This window comes from Falsiroseomonas stagni DSM 19981 (assembly GCF_900114315.1).
Lineage (GTDB): Bacteria > Pseudomonadota > Alphaproteobacteria > Acetobacterales > Acetobacteraceae > Falsiroseomonas > Falsiroseomonas stagni.
Genome location: NZ_FOSQ01000007.1, coordinates 1 through 15,809, shown reverse-complemented (window position 1 = coordinate 15,809; position 15,809 = coordinate 1). Strand labels below are relative to the sequence as shown.

At 70.5% G+C, this 15,809-nt stretch carries 14 protein-coding genes; 3 read left to right on the top strand and 11 right to left on the bottom strand.

What is annotated here, in order from left to right; genetic code table 11:
• The first annotated feature begins 2 nt into the window (after positions 1-2).
• On the top strand, positions 3-872 hold the full coding sequence (locus tag BM041_RS17670) for a CPBP family intramembrane glutamic endopeptidase (RefSeq protein WP_092961218.1): 870 nt from the start codon (positions 3-5) through the stop codon (positions 870-872).
• Positions 873-882: 10 nt separating this feature from the next.
• Here the strand turns inward: BM041_RS17670 and BM041_RS17665 are convergent, their stop codons facing one another.
• From BM041_RS17665 to BM041_RS17650, 4 genes are all read right to left on the bottom strand, one after another.
• The gene (locus tag BM041_RS17665) at positions 883-2,106 is read right to left on the bottom strand and encodes an NADH-ubiquinone oxidoreductase-F iron-sulfur binding region domain-containing protein (RefSeq protein ID WP_092961217.1); all 1,224 of its coding nucleotides are present in this window, start codon (positions 2,104-2,106) and stop codon (positions 883-885) included.
• Positions 2,103-3,707: an FAD-binding protein gene (locus tag BM041_RS17660; protein ID WP_217648753.1), complete on the bottom strand. Its 1,605-nt coding sequence runs from the start codon at positions 3,705-3,707 to the stop codon at positions 2,103-2,105. Before BM041_RS17660 ends, BM041_RS17665 begins: the two co-directional genes overlap by 4 nt.
• The gene (locus BM041_RS17655) at positions 3,704-4,339 is read right to left on the bottom strand and encodes a 4Fe-4S dicluster domain-containing protein (RefSeq protein WP_092961446.1); all 636 of its coding nucleotides are present in this window, start codon (positions 4,337-4,339) and stop codon (positions 3,704-3,706) included. Before BM041_RS17655 ends, BM041_RS17660 begins: the two co-directional genes overlap by 4 nt.
• Positions 4,340-4,421: 82 nt before the next feature.
• Positions 4,422-5,186, bottom strand: coding sequence for a sterol desaturase family protein (locus BM041_RS17650; protein ID WP_092961216.1), 765 nt, complete (start codon positions 5,184-5,186; stop codon positions 4,422-4,424).
• Between the two features lie 156 nt (positions 5,187-5,342).
• On the opposite strand from BM041_RS17650, the gene BM041_RS17645 reads away from it, so the two are divergent.
• Entirely contained in the window at positions 5,343-6,761 is a 1,419-nt protein-coding gene (locus BM041_RS17645; RefSeq protein ID WP_092961215.1) for a M20 family metallopeptidase, read from the top strand.
• 71 nt (positions 6,762-6,832) lie between these two features.
• Here BM041_RS17645 and BM041_RS17640 read toward each other — a convergent pair whose 3' ends face one another.
• The 6 genes from BM041_RS17640 to BM041_RS17615 all read right to left on the bottom strand — a co-directional run bounded on the left by BM041_RS17640 (position 6,833) and on the right by BM041_RS17615 (position 14,703).
• The gene (locus BM041_RS17640) at positions 6,833-9,406 is read right to left on the bottom strand and encodes an ATP-binding protein (protein ID WP_139226098.1); all 2,574 of its coding nucleotides are present in this window, start codon (positions 9,404-9,406) and stop codon (positions 6,833-6,835) included.
• 527 nt (positions 9,407-9,933) lie between these two features.
• Complete coding sequence (locus BM041_RS17635; RefSeq protein ID WP_092961213.1) at positions 9,934-11,220, bottom strand: TRAP transporter large permease; 1,287 nt, start codon at positions 11,218-11,220, stop codon at positions 9,934-9,936.
• Positions 11,221-11,225: 5 nt separating this feature from the next.
• Positions 11,226-11,735: a TRAP transporter small permease gene (locus tag BM041_RS17630; protein WP_092961212.1), complete on the bottom strand. Its 510-nt coding sequence runs from the start codon at positions 11,733-11,735 to the stop codon at positions 11,226-11,228.
• A gap of 87 nt (positions 11,736-11,822) precedes the next feature.
• The gene (gene dctP / locus BM041_RS17625; RefSeq protein ID WP_092961211.1) at positions 11,823-12,863 is read right to left on the bottom strand and encodes a TRAP transporter substrate-binding protein DctP; all 1,041 of its coding nucleotides are present in this window, start codon (positions 12,861-12,863) and stop codon (positions 11,823-11,825) included.
• Positions 12,864-12,951: 88 nt separating this feature from the next.
• Positions 12,952-13,746, bottom strand: a complete 795-nt coding sequence (locus tag BM041_RS17620; RefSeq protein WP_092961210.1) for a sulfotransferase family protein — start codon at positions 13,744-13,746, stop codon at positions 12,952-12,954.
• Positions 13,747-13,749: 3 nt separating this feature from the next.
• Positions 13,750-14,703, bottom strand: coding sequence for a Bug family tripartite tricarboxylate transporter substrate binding protein (locus tag BM041_RS17615; RefSeq protein ID WP_408735413.1), 954 nt, complete (start codon positions 14,701-14,703; stop codon positions 13,750-13,752).
• 213 nt (positions 14,704-14,916) lie between these two features.
• Here BM041_RS17615 and BM041_RS17610 point away from each other — a divergent pair, with 213 nt between their 5' ends.
• On the top strand, positions 14,917-15,432 hold the full coding sequence (locus BM041_RS17610; protein ID WP_092961208.1) for a cysteine dioxygenase family protein: 516 nt from the start codon (positions 14,917-14,919) through the stop codon (positions 15,430-15,432).
• A gap of 63 nt (positions 15,433-15,495) precedes the next feature.
• On the opposite strand, the gene BM041_RS17605 is transcribed toward BM041_RS17610, so the two are convergent.
• Positions 15,496-15,717, bottom strand: coding sequence for a hypothetical protein (locus BM041_RS17605; RefSeq protein ID WP_139226097.1), 222 nt, complete (start codon positions 15,715-15,717; stop codon positions 15,496-15,498).
• Positions 15,718-15,809: the final 92 nt, after the last annotated feature.

The window sequence follows — 15,809 nt, the reverse complement described above, 5'->3', positions numbered from 1 at the left end:
GCATGACCGATCCCTCCGCCCCGAAGCCCGCCTTGTGGCTCAGGCTCCTCCGCTTTCCGCCGCTGCGCCTCCTGCTGCTGGGCGGCGTCCTCTTCGTCATGCTGGTGATGAGCAACGACGCCATGCTGGTCTTCGCCGGGCAGCCGCTGCGCGCGGCCGCGGCCGCCGCGGGCATGGGGGTGCTGGGCTTCGCCTTCTATGCCGGCTTCGTCCGCTTCCTCGAAGGCCGCGCGGTCAGCGAACTGGCCCTGCCGCCGCTCGGGCGGGAGCTTTCCATCGGCCTCGCGATCGGCGCCGGGCTCTACACCGCCTGCGTGCTAATCCTGATGGTGCCCGGCGTCTACCGGATCGAGGGCCTGAACCCCTGGGGCTTCCTGCTGCCCGCGATCGCCATGGCCATCAGCTCCGCCATCTTCGAGGAATTGCTGTTCCGCGGCGCGCTGTTCCGCATCGTGGAGGAGATGCTGGGCAGTTGGATCGCCCTTCTCGTCTCCTCCTTCGTCTTCGGCTTCATGCACCTGCTCAACCCCGCGGCCACCATGCTGGGCGCGCTGTTCATCAGCATCGAGGCCGGGCTGCTCCTGGGCGCCGCCTATGTGCTGACGCGCCGCCTTTGGCTCAGCATGGGCTTCCACATGGCGTGGAACTACACGCAATCCGCCATCTTCTCCGGCATCGTCTCCGGCGGCGTGACCGACCCCGGCCTGATCCGCCCCCGCATCGACGGCCCCGTCGCGCTGACGGGCGGCAGCTTCGGCCTGGAAGCCTCGCTGGTCGCCTTCCTGTTCTGCACCGCGACGGGCGTCGTGCTGCTCCTCATGGCCATCCGCCGCGGCCACATGCGGCCGCCGCCCTGGCGGCGCAGCAGCTGACCCGCCGGGTTCAGCGCAGCGCGCGCTGATACTCCGCCGGAAAGGTCGCCAGCGAACTCGCCAGCACCGTCGCCGCGCCATCCACCAGGCCGCAGCGCCCGCTGCCCGGCAGCAGCGCGGCCAAATTGCGCAGCGCCTCCAGGTCGCCAGGCCCGCCGCTGCCCGCTTCCAGCCGTTCCAGCAGCCGCGCCACCTGGAAGGTACCGACCTTGCAGGGCGGGCATTGCCCGCAGCTCGATGCCGCGAAGAAGGCCACATATTCCGCCGTCTTGCGCAGGATGGAGGTGCCTTCACCCACCACGATCATCGCCCCGGTGCCAAGCCGCGATCCCCGCGCCCGCAGGCTGTCGAAATCCATCGCGACATCGAGGTCCCGTTCCGTCAGCAGGGTGTTGGACGGCCCTCCCGTGAACACCGCCTTGAACCCCCGCCCGCCCAGCATCCCCCCGCCATGGTCGAAGACCAGCGACCGCAGGCTGGTCCCCATCGGCAGTTCATGCAGCCCCGGCCGCAGCACGTCCCCGGACAGGGAGAACAGCTTCGTTCCCGCCGCATCCCCGATGCCGAGGCCGCGATACCAATCCGCACCCTTCTCCAGGATGTGCCCGGCCTGGGCCAGCGTCTCCACATTGGTCACCAGCGTCGGCGCACCATGCACGCCATGCTGCGCGGGGAAGGGCGGCTTCAGGGAGGGGAAGGGGAAGCCGCCCTGCACGGCGGCCACGGCCGCCGTCTCCTCCCCCCCGATATAGAGGCCGCTGCTCTCCACCACGCGCAGCGTGACGGCCTCTCCCACAGCCGCCGAGACCGCGGCCAGCAGCGGATGCGCCGCCCATTGCGCCGCTGCATCCCGCAGCCCCGCGACCGTCGCTGCATCGCGCGGGTTCACATACAGCGCCACCTGCGCGGCGCGGACCGCCACGGCGGCGACCAGCGCGCCCTCGATCACCTGGTGCGGCGTCTCCGCCAGCAGGAAACGGTCCTTGAAGGTGCCGGGCTCATCCTCATTGCCATTGGCGATGATCCAACGGCCCGGACCGGGCGCGGCGGCCACCGCCGCCCATTTCCGATGCGCCGGGAAGCCCGCGCCGCCGAGGCCCCGCAACCCCGACGCCTCAATCACCGGGATGATCGCGCCGGGATCGCGCAGTGCCGCGCGCAGCCCATGCCCGGCCGACGCCAGGTAGCCGTCCAGCGCCAGGCCGCGCAGCGCCGGGTCCGTCAGTACCATCATGCCGCCACCCGCTGCCGCAGCATCGCCGCCAGGTCCACATTGCCATAGGGCGGGAAGACCATGGGCGCCCGCCGGTCGAGCGGCAGCCCCGCCGCCACCAGCCCCCGCTCCCACGCCGCGAGATGCGTCAGGCCCACGCCCCGCGGCCGGTCCCCGCGCGCTGCCTCCACCGCGGCCGCCCCCGCCCGCCGTCCGAAGGCGACCAGTTCCAGCAGCGCATTGCCCATCAGCCGGTTCAGCCCGTGCAACCCGCCGGAGGCCTCCCCCGCGCAGAACAGCCCCGGCACCGCCGTCCGGCCCTCCGCATCGATGGCGATGCCGCCATTCTGGTAGTGCAGCGTGGGGCGGATCAGGAAGGGCTCCCGCGCCGGGTCGAAGCCCGCGCGATGCGCCAAATGCGACAGCGTCACCAGCCGCTTCGCCAGGATGCCGGGATTCGCCGCCTCCAGCCCCGGCGTATCCAGCAGCACGCCCTCGCAGCCCTCGCGCGCCGCCGCGCGGCCTTCCGCGATCTCCCGCAGGATCGCCGCGGCCACGACATCCCGCGGCGCCAGTTCATCGACGAAGCGCTGGCCGAGCCCGTTGAACAGCAGCCCGCCAGCGGCGCGCGCGGCCTCGCTGATCAGCGTGCCGGCCAGGTGGGGCGGCCAGGCGATGCCGGTCGGGTGGTACTGGAAGCTCTCCACCTCCCGCAGCCCGGCACCCAGGCGGTAGGCCAGCACCAGCCCATCCGCCGTCGCCCCGTAGTGGTTGCTGGTCGGGAAGCCGTTCAGGTGCAGCCGGCCGGCGCCGCCGGTCGCCAGCACCACCGCGCCCGCGCGGGCCAGCACGATCTCCCGCCGCCCCAGCTCCAGCAGGACGGCGCCGGCGCATCGCCCATGCGGGTCCGTCAGCAGTTCCACCACCGGATGGCGTTCCAGCACGGTGATGCCGGGGGTCAGCAGCACCGCCTCCCGGATCACCCGCATCAGTTCCAGCCCGGTATAGTCGCGGAAGGACAGCAGCCGCGCCGCCGTTGCCCCGCCCGGCTTCTTGCGCAGCAGGTGCCCGCCGATGCGGTCCTCGCCCTCCTCCAGGTCGAAGCCCATGCCCTGCTGGATCAGCCAGCGGATCGAAGCCGGGCCATCCCGCACCATCGCCGCCACCAGCGCCTTGTCGGCGCGGAAATGGCCGGCGCGCAGCGTGTCCTCGTAGTGGCGTTGCAGCGAATCCTCGGCGCCCACCGCGGCCTGGATGCCGCCCTCCGCCATCACCGTGTTGCCGTCGCCCATGCGGAGCTTGGTCACCAGCAGCACCCGCGCGCCGTCCCGCGCCGCCGTCAGCGCCGCGATGCAGCCGGCGCCGCCGCCGCCCAGCACCAGCACCTCCGCCTCCCGCATCGCGCGGCCAGCGATGTCCACATCCTCCACCAGCGCATTGGATTGCAGAAGGTCGGCCAGCGCGGCGGGGCAGGGCTGGCCGGCGGAGACGCCGACGCGCAGCCGCTCCATCGCCCCCGGCGCATGGTCGGGGTGGAAGCCCCGCAGCAGCGCATCGCGGTCGGAAGGCAGCGGTGGCGCGGGGTCGCGCGGTGCCGCCAGCGCCTGGTCCCAGGCGATCACGGCGCCGCCCCCGGCGAGTCCAGGTCGATCGCCTGGCTGCCATCCTCGATCTGCCGAATACGTTCGATCAGATCCCCGGGCCGCAGGGTCAGGCTGTTCGCCATCCGCCGCAGAAACTGGCCGAGATGCGCCGGCGCGATGTGTTCCGGGCAAGCGGCGACGCAGAGGTTGCACATGACGCAATGGTCGAAGAGCGCCCCGGCCGCCAGCGCGCGCCCCTCCACCGCCAATGTCACGGCCTTCTGAACCTCGATCCCCTTGGGGCAGGCGGCGTCGCAGCCGCCGCAATGGCGGCAATGCTTCGCCTCCGGGAACACCGCATCCACCTGGCCAAGCGCCGTCCAGCTGTCGCCCATCGCCGCCAGGTCATAGGCATGGGGACGCCTGGCCGGGAAATGGTCGATGAAGGCCACCTGCATCCCGGCCTCCGCCCGCGTCTCGCAGGCCAGGGCGGCGGTGGCGATCCTCTCCCCCTCCCGCCGCACCAGCACGCGGCAGGCCCCGCAGACCCCCTGGCCCATGCAGCCGACATTCTCCGTCAGCGGCAGCCCGGCCGAGATCCAGGCCTGGATGAGCGAGGCGCCCGGCGGGGCCTCGATCGCGTGTCCGTCGATGATGATCGGGATCGGCATGGCGCCACTGTCCGCCAGGCCGGCGCCGGGCGCCAATGACATATCTCAACCCGCCAGCCGCCCGCCGTTTCAGGCAGGGCCGTCAGGCGGCGCGGTCAGGCCGGGCAGGCGGGGCATCCCGGTCGCGGAAGGTGCCGCAGACCCGGTCCCAGATGTTGAAATACTGCGCGTAGTTGCAGTCGAACCGCGAATGGTGAAGGTCGTGATGCGTCACCGCATTGGTGTAGCGCAGCAGCCAATGCGTGCGCTGGTGATCGGGGATGATCTCATGCCCGCAATGGCCAGCGGCGTTCACCATGCTGTCGAACAGCAGGTAGGCGCCCAGCACCGCCGGGTGCATCGGCACCAGCATCACCAGCACCACGAAGATGCCGAACTGGGGGATCGTCTCCGCCACGTCGAAGGCCAGGATGGACCAAGGCGTCGGCGTGACGGATCGGTGGTGCTGCGCATGCATCCAGCCGAACACGCGCTTCAGGTGCATGGCGCGGTGGACCCAGTAGAACCAGGTGTCATGCATCAGGATCGCGGCCAGGAACCCGACCGCGGGCCACCACCAGGGCCAGGCCGCCCAATCGGGGTCGAGCGCCGTCCAGCCCGCGCGATAGGCCATCAGCAGGCCGAGGCCGTAGAGCGCGAAGATGGCGACGGCCCGGAGCGACAGCAGCACTTCCCGCCGCACCTGGCCTGGCCTGATCGGGCGGGACTGGATGCGGCTGGCCGGCGGCGCCAGCCGCATCACCAGCTGGAAGGCCCCGGCCGGCAGCAGGTAGGCGATGACCAGGATCGCCGCGAACAGCACGGCATAGTCGATGAGGAGGTCCGTCACGGCCCGGAGGGTATCCACGGCCCGCCCGGCCGGGTCAATCGCGATCCTGTCAACGCATCCCCCTCCCGGTTCGTCCCTCCTGCCCCCTCCCTTCTAGCCCCTCCCTTCTGCCCCCTCCCTTCTGGCACCCCTGGCCGATCCGCGCGACAATCCGCCATCACGAAGGAGCCCCCCATGGCCAATGAAGAAGAGATCTGGCGCCTGGTCGATCAGCGCCGTGAGCCCTATGTCGAACTTGCCGACCGCATCTGGGGCATGCCCGAGCTCTGCTACGACGAGCACCGCAGCAGCGCCGAACACCGCGCCATGCTGGAAGCCGAGGGCTTCAAGGTCACCACGAACGTCGCCGGCATCCCGACCGCGGTGATGGGTGAGTTCGGCGAAGGCGGTCCCGTCATCGCCATCCTCGGCGAATATGACGCGCTGCCGGGCCTGTCCCAGGAAGCGGGCGTCACCGAACCGCGCCCCGTCCCGGGGGAGAGCCGTGGCCATGGCTGCGGCCACAACCTGCTCGGCTCCGCGAGCCTGATGGCCGCCGCCGCGGTCAAGGATTTTCTCAAATCCAACAACCTGCCCGGTCGGGTTCGGTATTACGGCTGCCCGGCCGAGGAAGGTGGCGCCGCCAAGGGCTTCATGGTCCGCGACGGCGCCTTCGACGATGTCGACATCGCCATCACCTGGCACCCCGCCAATTTCGCGGGCGTCGATGATGCGATCAGCCTCGCCAATACCCGCATCGACTTCTCCTTCGTCGGCCGCGCCTCCCACGCCGCCGCCGCGCCGCATCTCGGCCGCTCCGCGCTGGACGCGGTGGAACTGATGAATGTCGGCGTGAACTACATGCGGGAGCACATGCCGAGCGACGCCCGCATCCACTACGCCTATCTCGATGCCGGCGGCATCGCGCCCAACGTGGTGCAGGCCACCGCCAAGGTCCGCTACCTCATCCGCGCGCGCAACGTGGAGGAGCTGAAGCAGCTGGTCACGCGCGTGCGCAAGATCGCCGATGGCGCGGCGCTGATGACGGAATGCACCGTCTCCACCCGCGTCGTCTCCGCCGTCTCCGAACTGGTCGGCAACACGGCGCTGGAACGCGCGATGCACGCCAACCTCGCCCGCCTCGGCGCCCCTGTCTGGGACGACAAGGACCGGGAGGTCGCCGCCGCCTTCCAGGCGACCCTGCTGCCGGAGGACATCTCCTCCGCCTGGCGTCGCGTCGGCGTGGAGCCCCGCCCGGGGGAGGTGCTGTGCGAGGAAGTGGTGCCGGAATCCGCCAAGGGCGTGCCGATGATCGGATCGACCGATGTCGGCGACGTCTCCTGGAAAGTGCCGACCGTGCAGGCCCGCGGCGCCACCTGCGCCATCGGGACGCCCTTCCATTCCTGGCAGCTGACCGGCCAGGGCAAGCTGCCGGCCGCGCACAAGGGCATGGTGCATGTGGCAAAGGTGATGGCGGGCACGGCGGTGGATGCGCTGCTGAACCCCACCATCATCGCGGAGGCCAAGGCCGACCACCGCAAGCGCACCGGCGGCAAGCCCTATGAGAGCCCCCTGCCGCCCGACGCCACCCCCGCACTGGACATGAGCCTGTAGCCACCGGAAAGCCCTCTCTCCCCACGGGGGAGAGGGTTGGGTGAGGGGGGCTTCCCGGCCCCAGCCCGTGCCTACGCCGCCGCCTGGCTGTCCGGCACCGGTTCGGCCACCGGCGCCAGGGGCGCCGGCGCGGCGGGCAGGGAGATGCGGAACACCGCCCCCGGCCCCTCATTCGTCGCCGTGATCGTGCCGCCCATCCGCCGGATCAGCCCCTGGCAGATGGACAGGCCGAGCCCGGTGCCACGTTCCAGCCCCTTGGTCGTGACAAAGGGCTCGAACAGCCGCGCCATGACCTGGGGTGGGATGCCGCCCCCGGTGTCGGAGACGGTGATCAGCACCCGGCCCTCCGGCAGCGTCTCCGCCTTCAGCGTCACCAGGCGGGTATCGTCCGGCGGAAGGGACTGCATCGCGTCCCGCGCATTCGCCAGCAGGTTCACCAGCACCTGTTCCAGCGCGACATTGTGGCCCATCGCCCGCGGCGGCGGGTCCGTCAGCTCCACCCGCGTTACCACGCCGCCATCGCGCAGCGGCCCGGCCATCAGCGCCAGCACGCCCGCCAGCGCTTCCTCGATATGGACGGGCTCCGCCGGTGCCGCATCATCCGTGCCGCGCGCCAGCCGGCGCAGATGCTCGATCACCTGGTTGGCGCGGCGGGTATAGGCGGTGATGCGGTCCAGGCGCTGGCCGATCGCCGGCATGTTGCCGCGCTTCTGCGCGCTGTGCGCATTGCTCACCGCCAGTTCGATCGCCTGCAGCGGCTGCTTCAATTCATGCGCCAGCCCGGCCGACAATTCGCCCAGCGATGCCAGCCTGGCGCTGCCGATGGCGCGCGCCTTCGCATCGCGTTCCGCCGTCACATCGGCGATGTAGCCGACGACGGAGAGGGAATCGCCATCCTCCGCCACCAGCCGCACCGTCATGCGCACGACGATGCTGCCGCCATGCCCGTGCCGCAGGCCGAGATCGGCGGCCCAGGCGCCGTCCCGCTTCAGCGCCTCGATCCCCTCCACCAGGCTGTCCCAGGGCTCCAGCACCCCCGGCAGCCCGCCTTCCGCGGCCAGCGTCTCCGGCGTCCAGCCCGACACCGGCTCCACGCTGCGGCTGACGAAGACCTCCCGGTACCAGGGCCTGTCCCGCTCGATCATCGCGCGGGCATCGGAGGCCAGCATGGCGCGGAAGACGATGACCGGGGCCAGGGCCAGCGTATCATCCAGTTCCTGCCGCGCCGCCGCCTCGCGCTCACTCGCGCTGTGCTCCGCCGTCAGGTCCCGGATATAGCCGACGATCTCCCCGCCGCCGGCCGGGTTCACCGACAGCCGTTCCATCTGCGTCAGCATCCGGCGCTGGCTGCCATCGGGCTGGCGGAGCTTCCAGGTCGCCTTCGCGAAGCCGTCGCGCAGCACGATCGAATTGCCCTCCGCGCGGGAGAGCGAACTCTCGATCACGTAGCTGTCCCAGGGGCCGAGTCCCTCCAGCTCCCCGTTCGTCCAGCCCGTCACGCCCGCGATGTCGCCCGTGCGGTAGAGGATGCGGGACGATCCATCCGGGAAGACCTTCCGCAGGAAGATCACGACGGGCAGCTTGCCCTGCAGCCGCTCCACCTCCGCCCGCCCGGCGCGGAGCATGGCGGCCTCGCGCCGCAGCCGGCGCTGGCGCACGATTCCGTAGCCGAAGGCCAGCATCAACAGCGCGGCCACTGAATAGCCGCCGGCGGTGGCCATGGCCAGGTTGCGTACCCGCACCACCGGCGCGAGCGCGGATTCCGTCGTCTGGCCCGCGACCGCGATGATGTTCGCCTGGTCGGAGGCACGCAGCACCACCAGCATCGCCTCATCCTCGGCGCTGCCGGTGGTGCGCTGGCGCAGGATGCGCGTCCCTGCATTCACCCGCTGCACGGCCTCGGGCAGGACGCGGCGGCCCAGCAGGTCCCGCTGCATCGCGCTGTGCGCCAGCAGCACGCCGTCGTTCCGGATCAGGCAGAGCACCGTGTCGCTGCCGCTGCCCAGCAGGGCCAGCGCCCGGCCGAGGTCGGCGGGACGGTAATGCATGACCAGCACGCCCGCCCGCCGGCCCTGCGGGTCATCCAGCCGCAGCGTGACCGGCACCACCTGTTCCCCGGTGGCGCGGGAGATGGCGGGCTGGCCGAACCAGGGGGAGGGGACGTTCGTCCGGTGCACCTGCACATGCTCGCGGTCCGCCAGGTTGACCGGCGGCTGTCCGCTGCGGCTCTGCCACACCGTCACGCCATCCAGCCCGGTGATCATCAGGTGGAATACCGGCAGGCTGCGCAGCGACAGCAGCGTGCGCAGCGACAGCTCGATCTCCTCGCGCCGCACCTCGGCCTGCGGGCCTTCCGCCAGGACCCAGCGCTGCGCCAGGTCACGCAGGGCGCGGCCATCCTCCGCCACGCGACGCACCAGGTTCTCGGCTGCCAGCGCATCCGCTTCCGCGCGGGCATAGACGCGGCTGACCTCCGCCTGCGCCGCATCATCCGTGACCCGCGCCGCCAGCCACCAGGCGCCCACGATGCTCGCCGCCACCGCCATGCCGACCGCCGCGCGCCGCATCATGGAAGGCGCCTGGCCGTGCAGTCCGTCGCCGGGCTTCCTGCCCTCCAGCGGTGTCAGCGCGGAGAAGGTTGTCACTGCCCGTCACCCGGCCGGCCGGGTCGATCGATCGGCGCGGGGAGGAGGCGGCTTTGGGTCATCGTGACTCGATCCAGGCGCTCTTCAGTCGTGCAGGCTTCGCTACCGCTCACTTCCGTTGTGAATCTGAATGAAGCCGACATTTCATGACGGCAGACCCGCATGGATTGACAATCCAGGGTTGTCTCCGATTTCCTCGGCGCACGCCCGCCGGGTCCGTGCCGTTCTTCCCGCCGCCCAACCTCATCGCCCAGCTCCCGGAATTGGCCATCCGATCACGGTGCACGAAGTGGGCATACCACCTACTTGAAGGCGTTATACGAAGGCTTCCGCACATGGAGCTTGAGTAAAACGCGCGCTGGTTCAACCGCAGGGCGTTTTGAATTACAAAACAGTTAATGAAAACCGATGCAAAACCGGGATGGTTCGTGGAGCCCCCGCCAACTCGCGTGCCGCGGGCGTCGCAGGGCGGCGGTTGCACCGCACGCCGCTGCTGCTCGCGCACCCCGCCGCGGCGGGATGGCGAATCACATCGTTCCCAGCGCCCGCGGCAGCCACAGCGCGATGTCGGGGAACACCACCACCAGGGCCAGCGATACGAACATTGCCAGGATCATCCAGATCACCCATGGGATCGTGGTTTCCATCGACACGCCGGCGATGCGGCATGACACCATCAGGTTCACCGCCATGGGCGGGGTGAACTGCCCGATCGCGATCTTCATGGTAAGGATCACGCCGAACCAGGTCAGGTCCCACTGGAAGGCGTTGGCGATCGGGATCAGCACCGGCAGCAGAATCAGGAAGGTGGAGACACCGTCCAGGAACATGCCGATGAAGATCAGCACGATCATCAGCAGCGCGATGGTCCCGTATTCGCCGAGCCCCAGCCCCACGATCCAGGTCGCCACCGGCTGCACGATGCCGAGCGTGGAGGTCGACCACGCGAAGACGCTGGCCAGCGCCACGACGATCAGGATGACGGCGGACAATTCCCCCGCCTCCACCAGCATCTCGTACATGTCGCGCCAGGTGAGGGTGCGATAGACGACGACGCCCACGAACAGCCCGTAGAAGACGGCCATGACCGCCGCCTCGGTCGGCGTGAAGGCGCCGATCCGCATGCCGCCCAGGATCACGACCGGCGCCATCAGCCCCCAGATCGCTTCCTTGAAGGTCTGCCAGACCTGCAGCCGTTCCTCCGCCCGCGCCTTGCCGCCGAAGCCGTTGATGAAGGACAGGATCAGCACGGCCACGATGATCGCGCAGCCCGCCAGGATCCCCGGGAACATCCCCGCCATGAAGATCGCGGGCACGGACACGCCCGGCACCAGCACGGCGTAGATAATGAAGGCGATCGAGGGCGGGATCAGGATGTCGGTCGCCGCCGCCGCCGCCACCGTCGCCGCGATGAAGGGCCGCGGATATCCATCCGCCACCATGCTCCGCGTCACCACCTGCCCGACGGCGGCGGAGGTCGCGGGCCCCGACCCGCTGATGCCGCCGATCACCATGGCGACAAGCACGGAGACGGAGGCCAGCGCGCCACGCCCCGCGCCGACCAGCGCGGTCGCGAAGCGCACCAGGCGCAGCGCCACCCCGGTGCGGTCGAAGACGCTGCCGACCAGGACGAACATCGGGATGGCGATCAGCGGGTATTTCGCGATGCCCGCATAGACATTGGTCGGCATCGCCAGGATGGACTGGTCCGCCAGCAGGATCGCCAGCGCGCCCGCCAGGCCCAGCGCCACGCCGATCGGGATGCCGCCCAGCAGCAGCACCAGGAAGGTCAGGAACAGGATCGCACCGATCATGGGCCTCAGCCTTCCCCGCCGCGCGCCAGGCGGATGAACCGCCCGAGCGCCCGCAGCACCACCACGGCGGACAGCACCGGCAGCCACCCCGTGTACCACCAGTTCGGATGGCCGAGGCCGGATGACAGCACCTCGAACCGGTATTCGTCATAGGCCAGCCGCCAGCCATGCCAGACCAGCAGCCCGAAGCAGATGATGGTCAGCGCCATGGCCACCATCTCCGCCACCTTCTGCCCCTGGGGGGACAGCATGTCGGTGAAGTAGCCGATCTTGATGTGCCGCCCCGATGCCGTCGCGATCGCGGTGCCCAGCAGCGCCACCAGCACCATCAGCACCACGGAGTATTCCTCCGTGAAGCTGATGCTCATGTCGGTCAGGTAGCGCGTGGCGACATTCGCCGCGGTGATGAGCGCCATCGCCGCCATCGCCGCCGCCACCAGCGCCTCCTCGATCTTCAGCGGAATGCGGGTCGGCGGGTTTTCCCGGAAGGCGGATGGATCGGGCTCGGCAGCCATGGCTGTTCGTTCGCTTGAAAAGGGGGAGAAAGGAAAACGGCCCGCCGGTCATCCCGGCGGGCCGCGTGGCGTGTCAGGCGAAGCTGTTCAGGCCCGCGCGCCGCGGACCGCGGCTTCGGCACGACGCACCAGATCCGCCCCGACGGTCTGCGCCCATTTGTCGTAGACGGGCCGCGTGGCGCGGGCGAAGGCCTGCTTCTCCGCATCGCTCAGGGTCGTCACCGTCACGCCGCGGCGGCCCAGCTCCTCCAGGCTCGACCGGTCGGCATCCACGCCGATGCCCTTCCGGCTCGCCGCGATCTGCGCGCGCGCGGCATCCCGAGCGCATTCCTGCACCAACTGCCGGTCGGCCGGCGCGAAGCTGTCCATCACCGATTTGGCGACGGTGAAGACCCCGGCATCCGCGACGTAGTTCCACACCGTCAGGTGCCGCTGCGCCAGCGTGTCCATGCGGAAGGCGAGGTACAGGTTGATCGGATTCTCCTGCCCATCCACCGCGCCGGTGGAGAGTGCGGGCTGCAAATCCGCGAAGGACATCTGCACGGGGTTGGCGCCGAGGGCGGTGAAGATCTCGCTGAAGATCGCCCCGGCGGCGAAGCGGATCTTCATGCCCCGCATGTCGCCGGGTTCCCGGATCGCGCGGCGGCTGTTGGAGATCTCGCGGAACCCGTTCTCGCCCCAGGCCACCGGCACCACGTCGCGGGAGGAGAGGGTGCGGAACAGTTCCTCGCCGACCGGGCCGTTGATGATGGCGTCGTAGCCCTTGTGGTCATTCAGCAGGAAGGGAAGGGAGAAGACGTTCATCTCCCGGATCTGCGGGGAGATGTTGATGGTCGAGAAGACGCCGAAATCGACGACGCCCTGGCGCATCGCCACCAATTCGCGCGTCTGGTCGCCGCCGACCAGCTGGCTGCCCGGATAGACCTTCACGTTGATCCGCCCGCCGGAGCGCTGCGTGACCATGTCCGCCCACTGGAAGGCGCCTTCGGACAGCGGGATCGGCCGGTTGCCGACCACGGTCAGCTTGTATTCGGATTTGTAGGCGGCCTGCGCCTTGGCGACATGCGGCAGCGCCAGCAGCCCCGCGCCGGCCAGCAGCGCCGCGCGGCGGTTCATCACGATGGACATCCGGTTCCCCTCCCAAGGTGGTGCGCCTTGCGCGGCGCTCTTTCCAGGGGCGGAGCATGCGGGCAGCGATGCCCCTTCGGCAAGGGGATCAGCCCCGGAGGAAAATCGATCCCTCCGCCGCGTCGAAGACGGCGGGATCCAACCCTTCCTCCCCCGGTGCGCGCCGCAATTCCGCATAGGCGCGCTTCACCACCGCCGGCACCCCGGCATCCCGCAGCAGCGCATCGGTCGTCCGGCCATGGTGCCGCAGCGCCCCGGCCAGGAAGGCCTCCGTCGCCGCGGCGGCGCCGCCCCGCACCGCCAGCCCCACCCGGGCCACCACGCCGCGCCAGTCCCGCAGCAGGTCGTCGTAATGCACCACCACGCGTCCGATGCCCCGCGTGTCGCGCTCCGCCGCCACCGCATGCGCCAGCCAGAGCCGCAGCGCGTCGAGCCTCTCCATGCCGTCCCGCTCGGCCAGCGATGCCGCGACCTCCAGCGGATTGCGCACCGCGATCACGGCGAAGGGCAGGGCGCCCAACGCAACCAGCGCCGGCAGCCAGGCCGGCAGCAGCCGGCAGGCGCGCGGGTCCTTCAGGATGAAATCCGCATCCTCCGGCACCTGGTCCCGCAGCAGCGCGACGCAATCCGGCACGAAGCCCGCGAGCCGCGCCGGCGCATCCGCCGGCAGCGGCCGCGGATCGTCCCAGGCGCTACCGAGCGCCGCCAGCATCGCATCATCCAGCGCCACCATGCCGCGCGACTCGAAGAAGCCGCGCGGGTTGTCCGCCCGCCCCGCCATCAGGTCCGCGGGCAGCGCCGGCCCGTGCAGGGACAGCACGCGCGTCAGGGCGGAGGTGCCGGACCGGTGCATCCCCAGCACCAGCACCGCCCGCCGCGCCATGCCCTACTCCGCCCGGATATTCGCGGCCTGCGCCACCGCCGCCCAGCGCGGCACTTCCGCCGCCACCATCGCGGTGTATTCCGCCACGCTCATCCGGTTGGGCGGCGCGCCGAGATCCGCCAGTCGGTCCACCATGGCCGGCGTGTTCAGCCCCGCCACCATGGCTTCGTTGATCCGCTGCGCGATCTCCGCCGGCATGCCCGCGGGGCCGGAAAGGCCGAACCAGTTGGTGGCGACCAGGGTCGGGAAGCCGGCCTCCGCCACGGTCGGCACATCGGGCCAGCGCGCGGCGCGGTCGGGCAGGGTGATGGCCAGCAGCCGCAGCCGGTCGTTGCGGCCGATATCCGGCACCGCCGCGATCAGCCCCTCCACCTGGCCGCCGATCACATCCGTCACCGCCGGCGCGCTGCCGCGATAGGGCACATGGGTGATCTCGATCCCCGCCGCGCGGTTCAGCAGTTCCAGTTTCACATGGCTCGACGTGCCGATGCCGTTCGACCCGAAGCGCACCGCGCCCGGGGACGCCTTCGCACGCTGCACGAGGTCCGCCATCGTCCGGATCGGCCCGGCGGCGCTGACCGCGATGGCCGAGGGTACGGCAGCGACCAGCGCGATATGCGTGAAGTCACGGATCGGGTCATAGGGCACGTTGCGCGACACCGCCGGCCCGATGGCCTGGGAGGCGATGTTGGACAGCACGATCGCGCTGCCATCATTCGGCCCCTTGGCGACGGAATCGGACCCGATCGCGCCCCCGGCGCCGGCGCGGTTCTCCACCACCACCGGCATGCCCATCCCCGCCTCGATCTCCCGCGCCGCGAGCCGCCCCAGCAGATCCGCCGTGCCGCCTGCGGGGAAGGGAACCACGAGGCGCAGCGGCCGCCTTGCCGCCTGGCCCAGCGCCGGCGTGGCAAGGCTGGCAAGCAGCGGCGCGGAAAGCAGCGTGCGGCGGCGCATCGGGTCGGTCCTCATCCTGGTATCCCGCCAGCATACCGTGCGGGGGCGCCACGGCCAGGGGCCCGCCCGCGCCGCCGCATCCCTTCTCCCAGCCCCGGCAGCAGGAGAGACTCATGCCCTCCAGACCTCAGAAAAGGGAACAACCATCCCTTTCCGGGTTGCGCTGAGAAAAAAGACGCTGTTATCCTCGCGTGGCAGAGGACAGATGCCCTGATGACCTACATCCGCACCCGCCCGCCGCTCGACACCATGCTCGCCGGCATCGCCGCCGCGGCACGCGCGCCGGTCGAGGCGCGGCCCGGCGCGGTCGCCGCCGCCATCGCGGCCTTCGCGGCGGACCCGGCCTTGCTGGCGGAGGTGGATTGTCCCTGCTGCCCGGACCGCTATGTGCGCCACCTGCTGGGCGCCGATCCCGAGGGCGGCTACGCCGTCGTCGCGCTGGTCTGGCGCCCCGGCCAGATGTCACCCGTGCATGGCCACCGCACCTGGTGCGCCTTCGCCGTCCACCAGGGCGCGCTGACGGAAACCTATTACGAGCCGGGCGACGAACACCCGATCCCGACCGCGACGAAGCTGCTGCGGCTGGGTGAGGGCAGCCACGGTGCGGCCGACCCGCGCCTGATCCACCGGATCGCCAACCTGTCCTGCCGGACGGCGATCTCCATCCATTGCTACGGGGTCGGGTATGACCGCTTCGGCAGCGATGTGAACGAGGTGCACGCGGCCTAGGTTGATGGGGAAGGCTCTGCCTTCCCCATACCCCATCCACCAGGGGGCAGAGCCCCATACGCGCTAAAATAGGTTTCTGACTGGGTAGCTGACGTGTGGTTTTCGGCGTCGTGGCGCATTGGCGAGGCTGCGATGGGCCTTGGGGCTGGCATGCAGGATGTCGGCGATGGTGACGGTGCCGATGACGGTGCCGAGCAGGACGATCAGCGCGATCTTCTGCACGGCCCAGAGCGAGGGCGTGTAGGCGTCGTCGAGCAACGCCTCAGGGGGAAGATTCCAGGACATCCTGGCTGAGGTCGTCGCAGAGCAGGGCCAGGACGAGGTGGGCGTAGAGCCAACTCTGCGATCCACGCTCGGTGCGGGTGGGCAATCGGTCG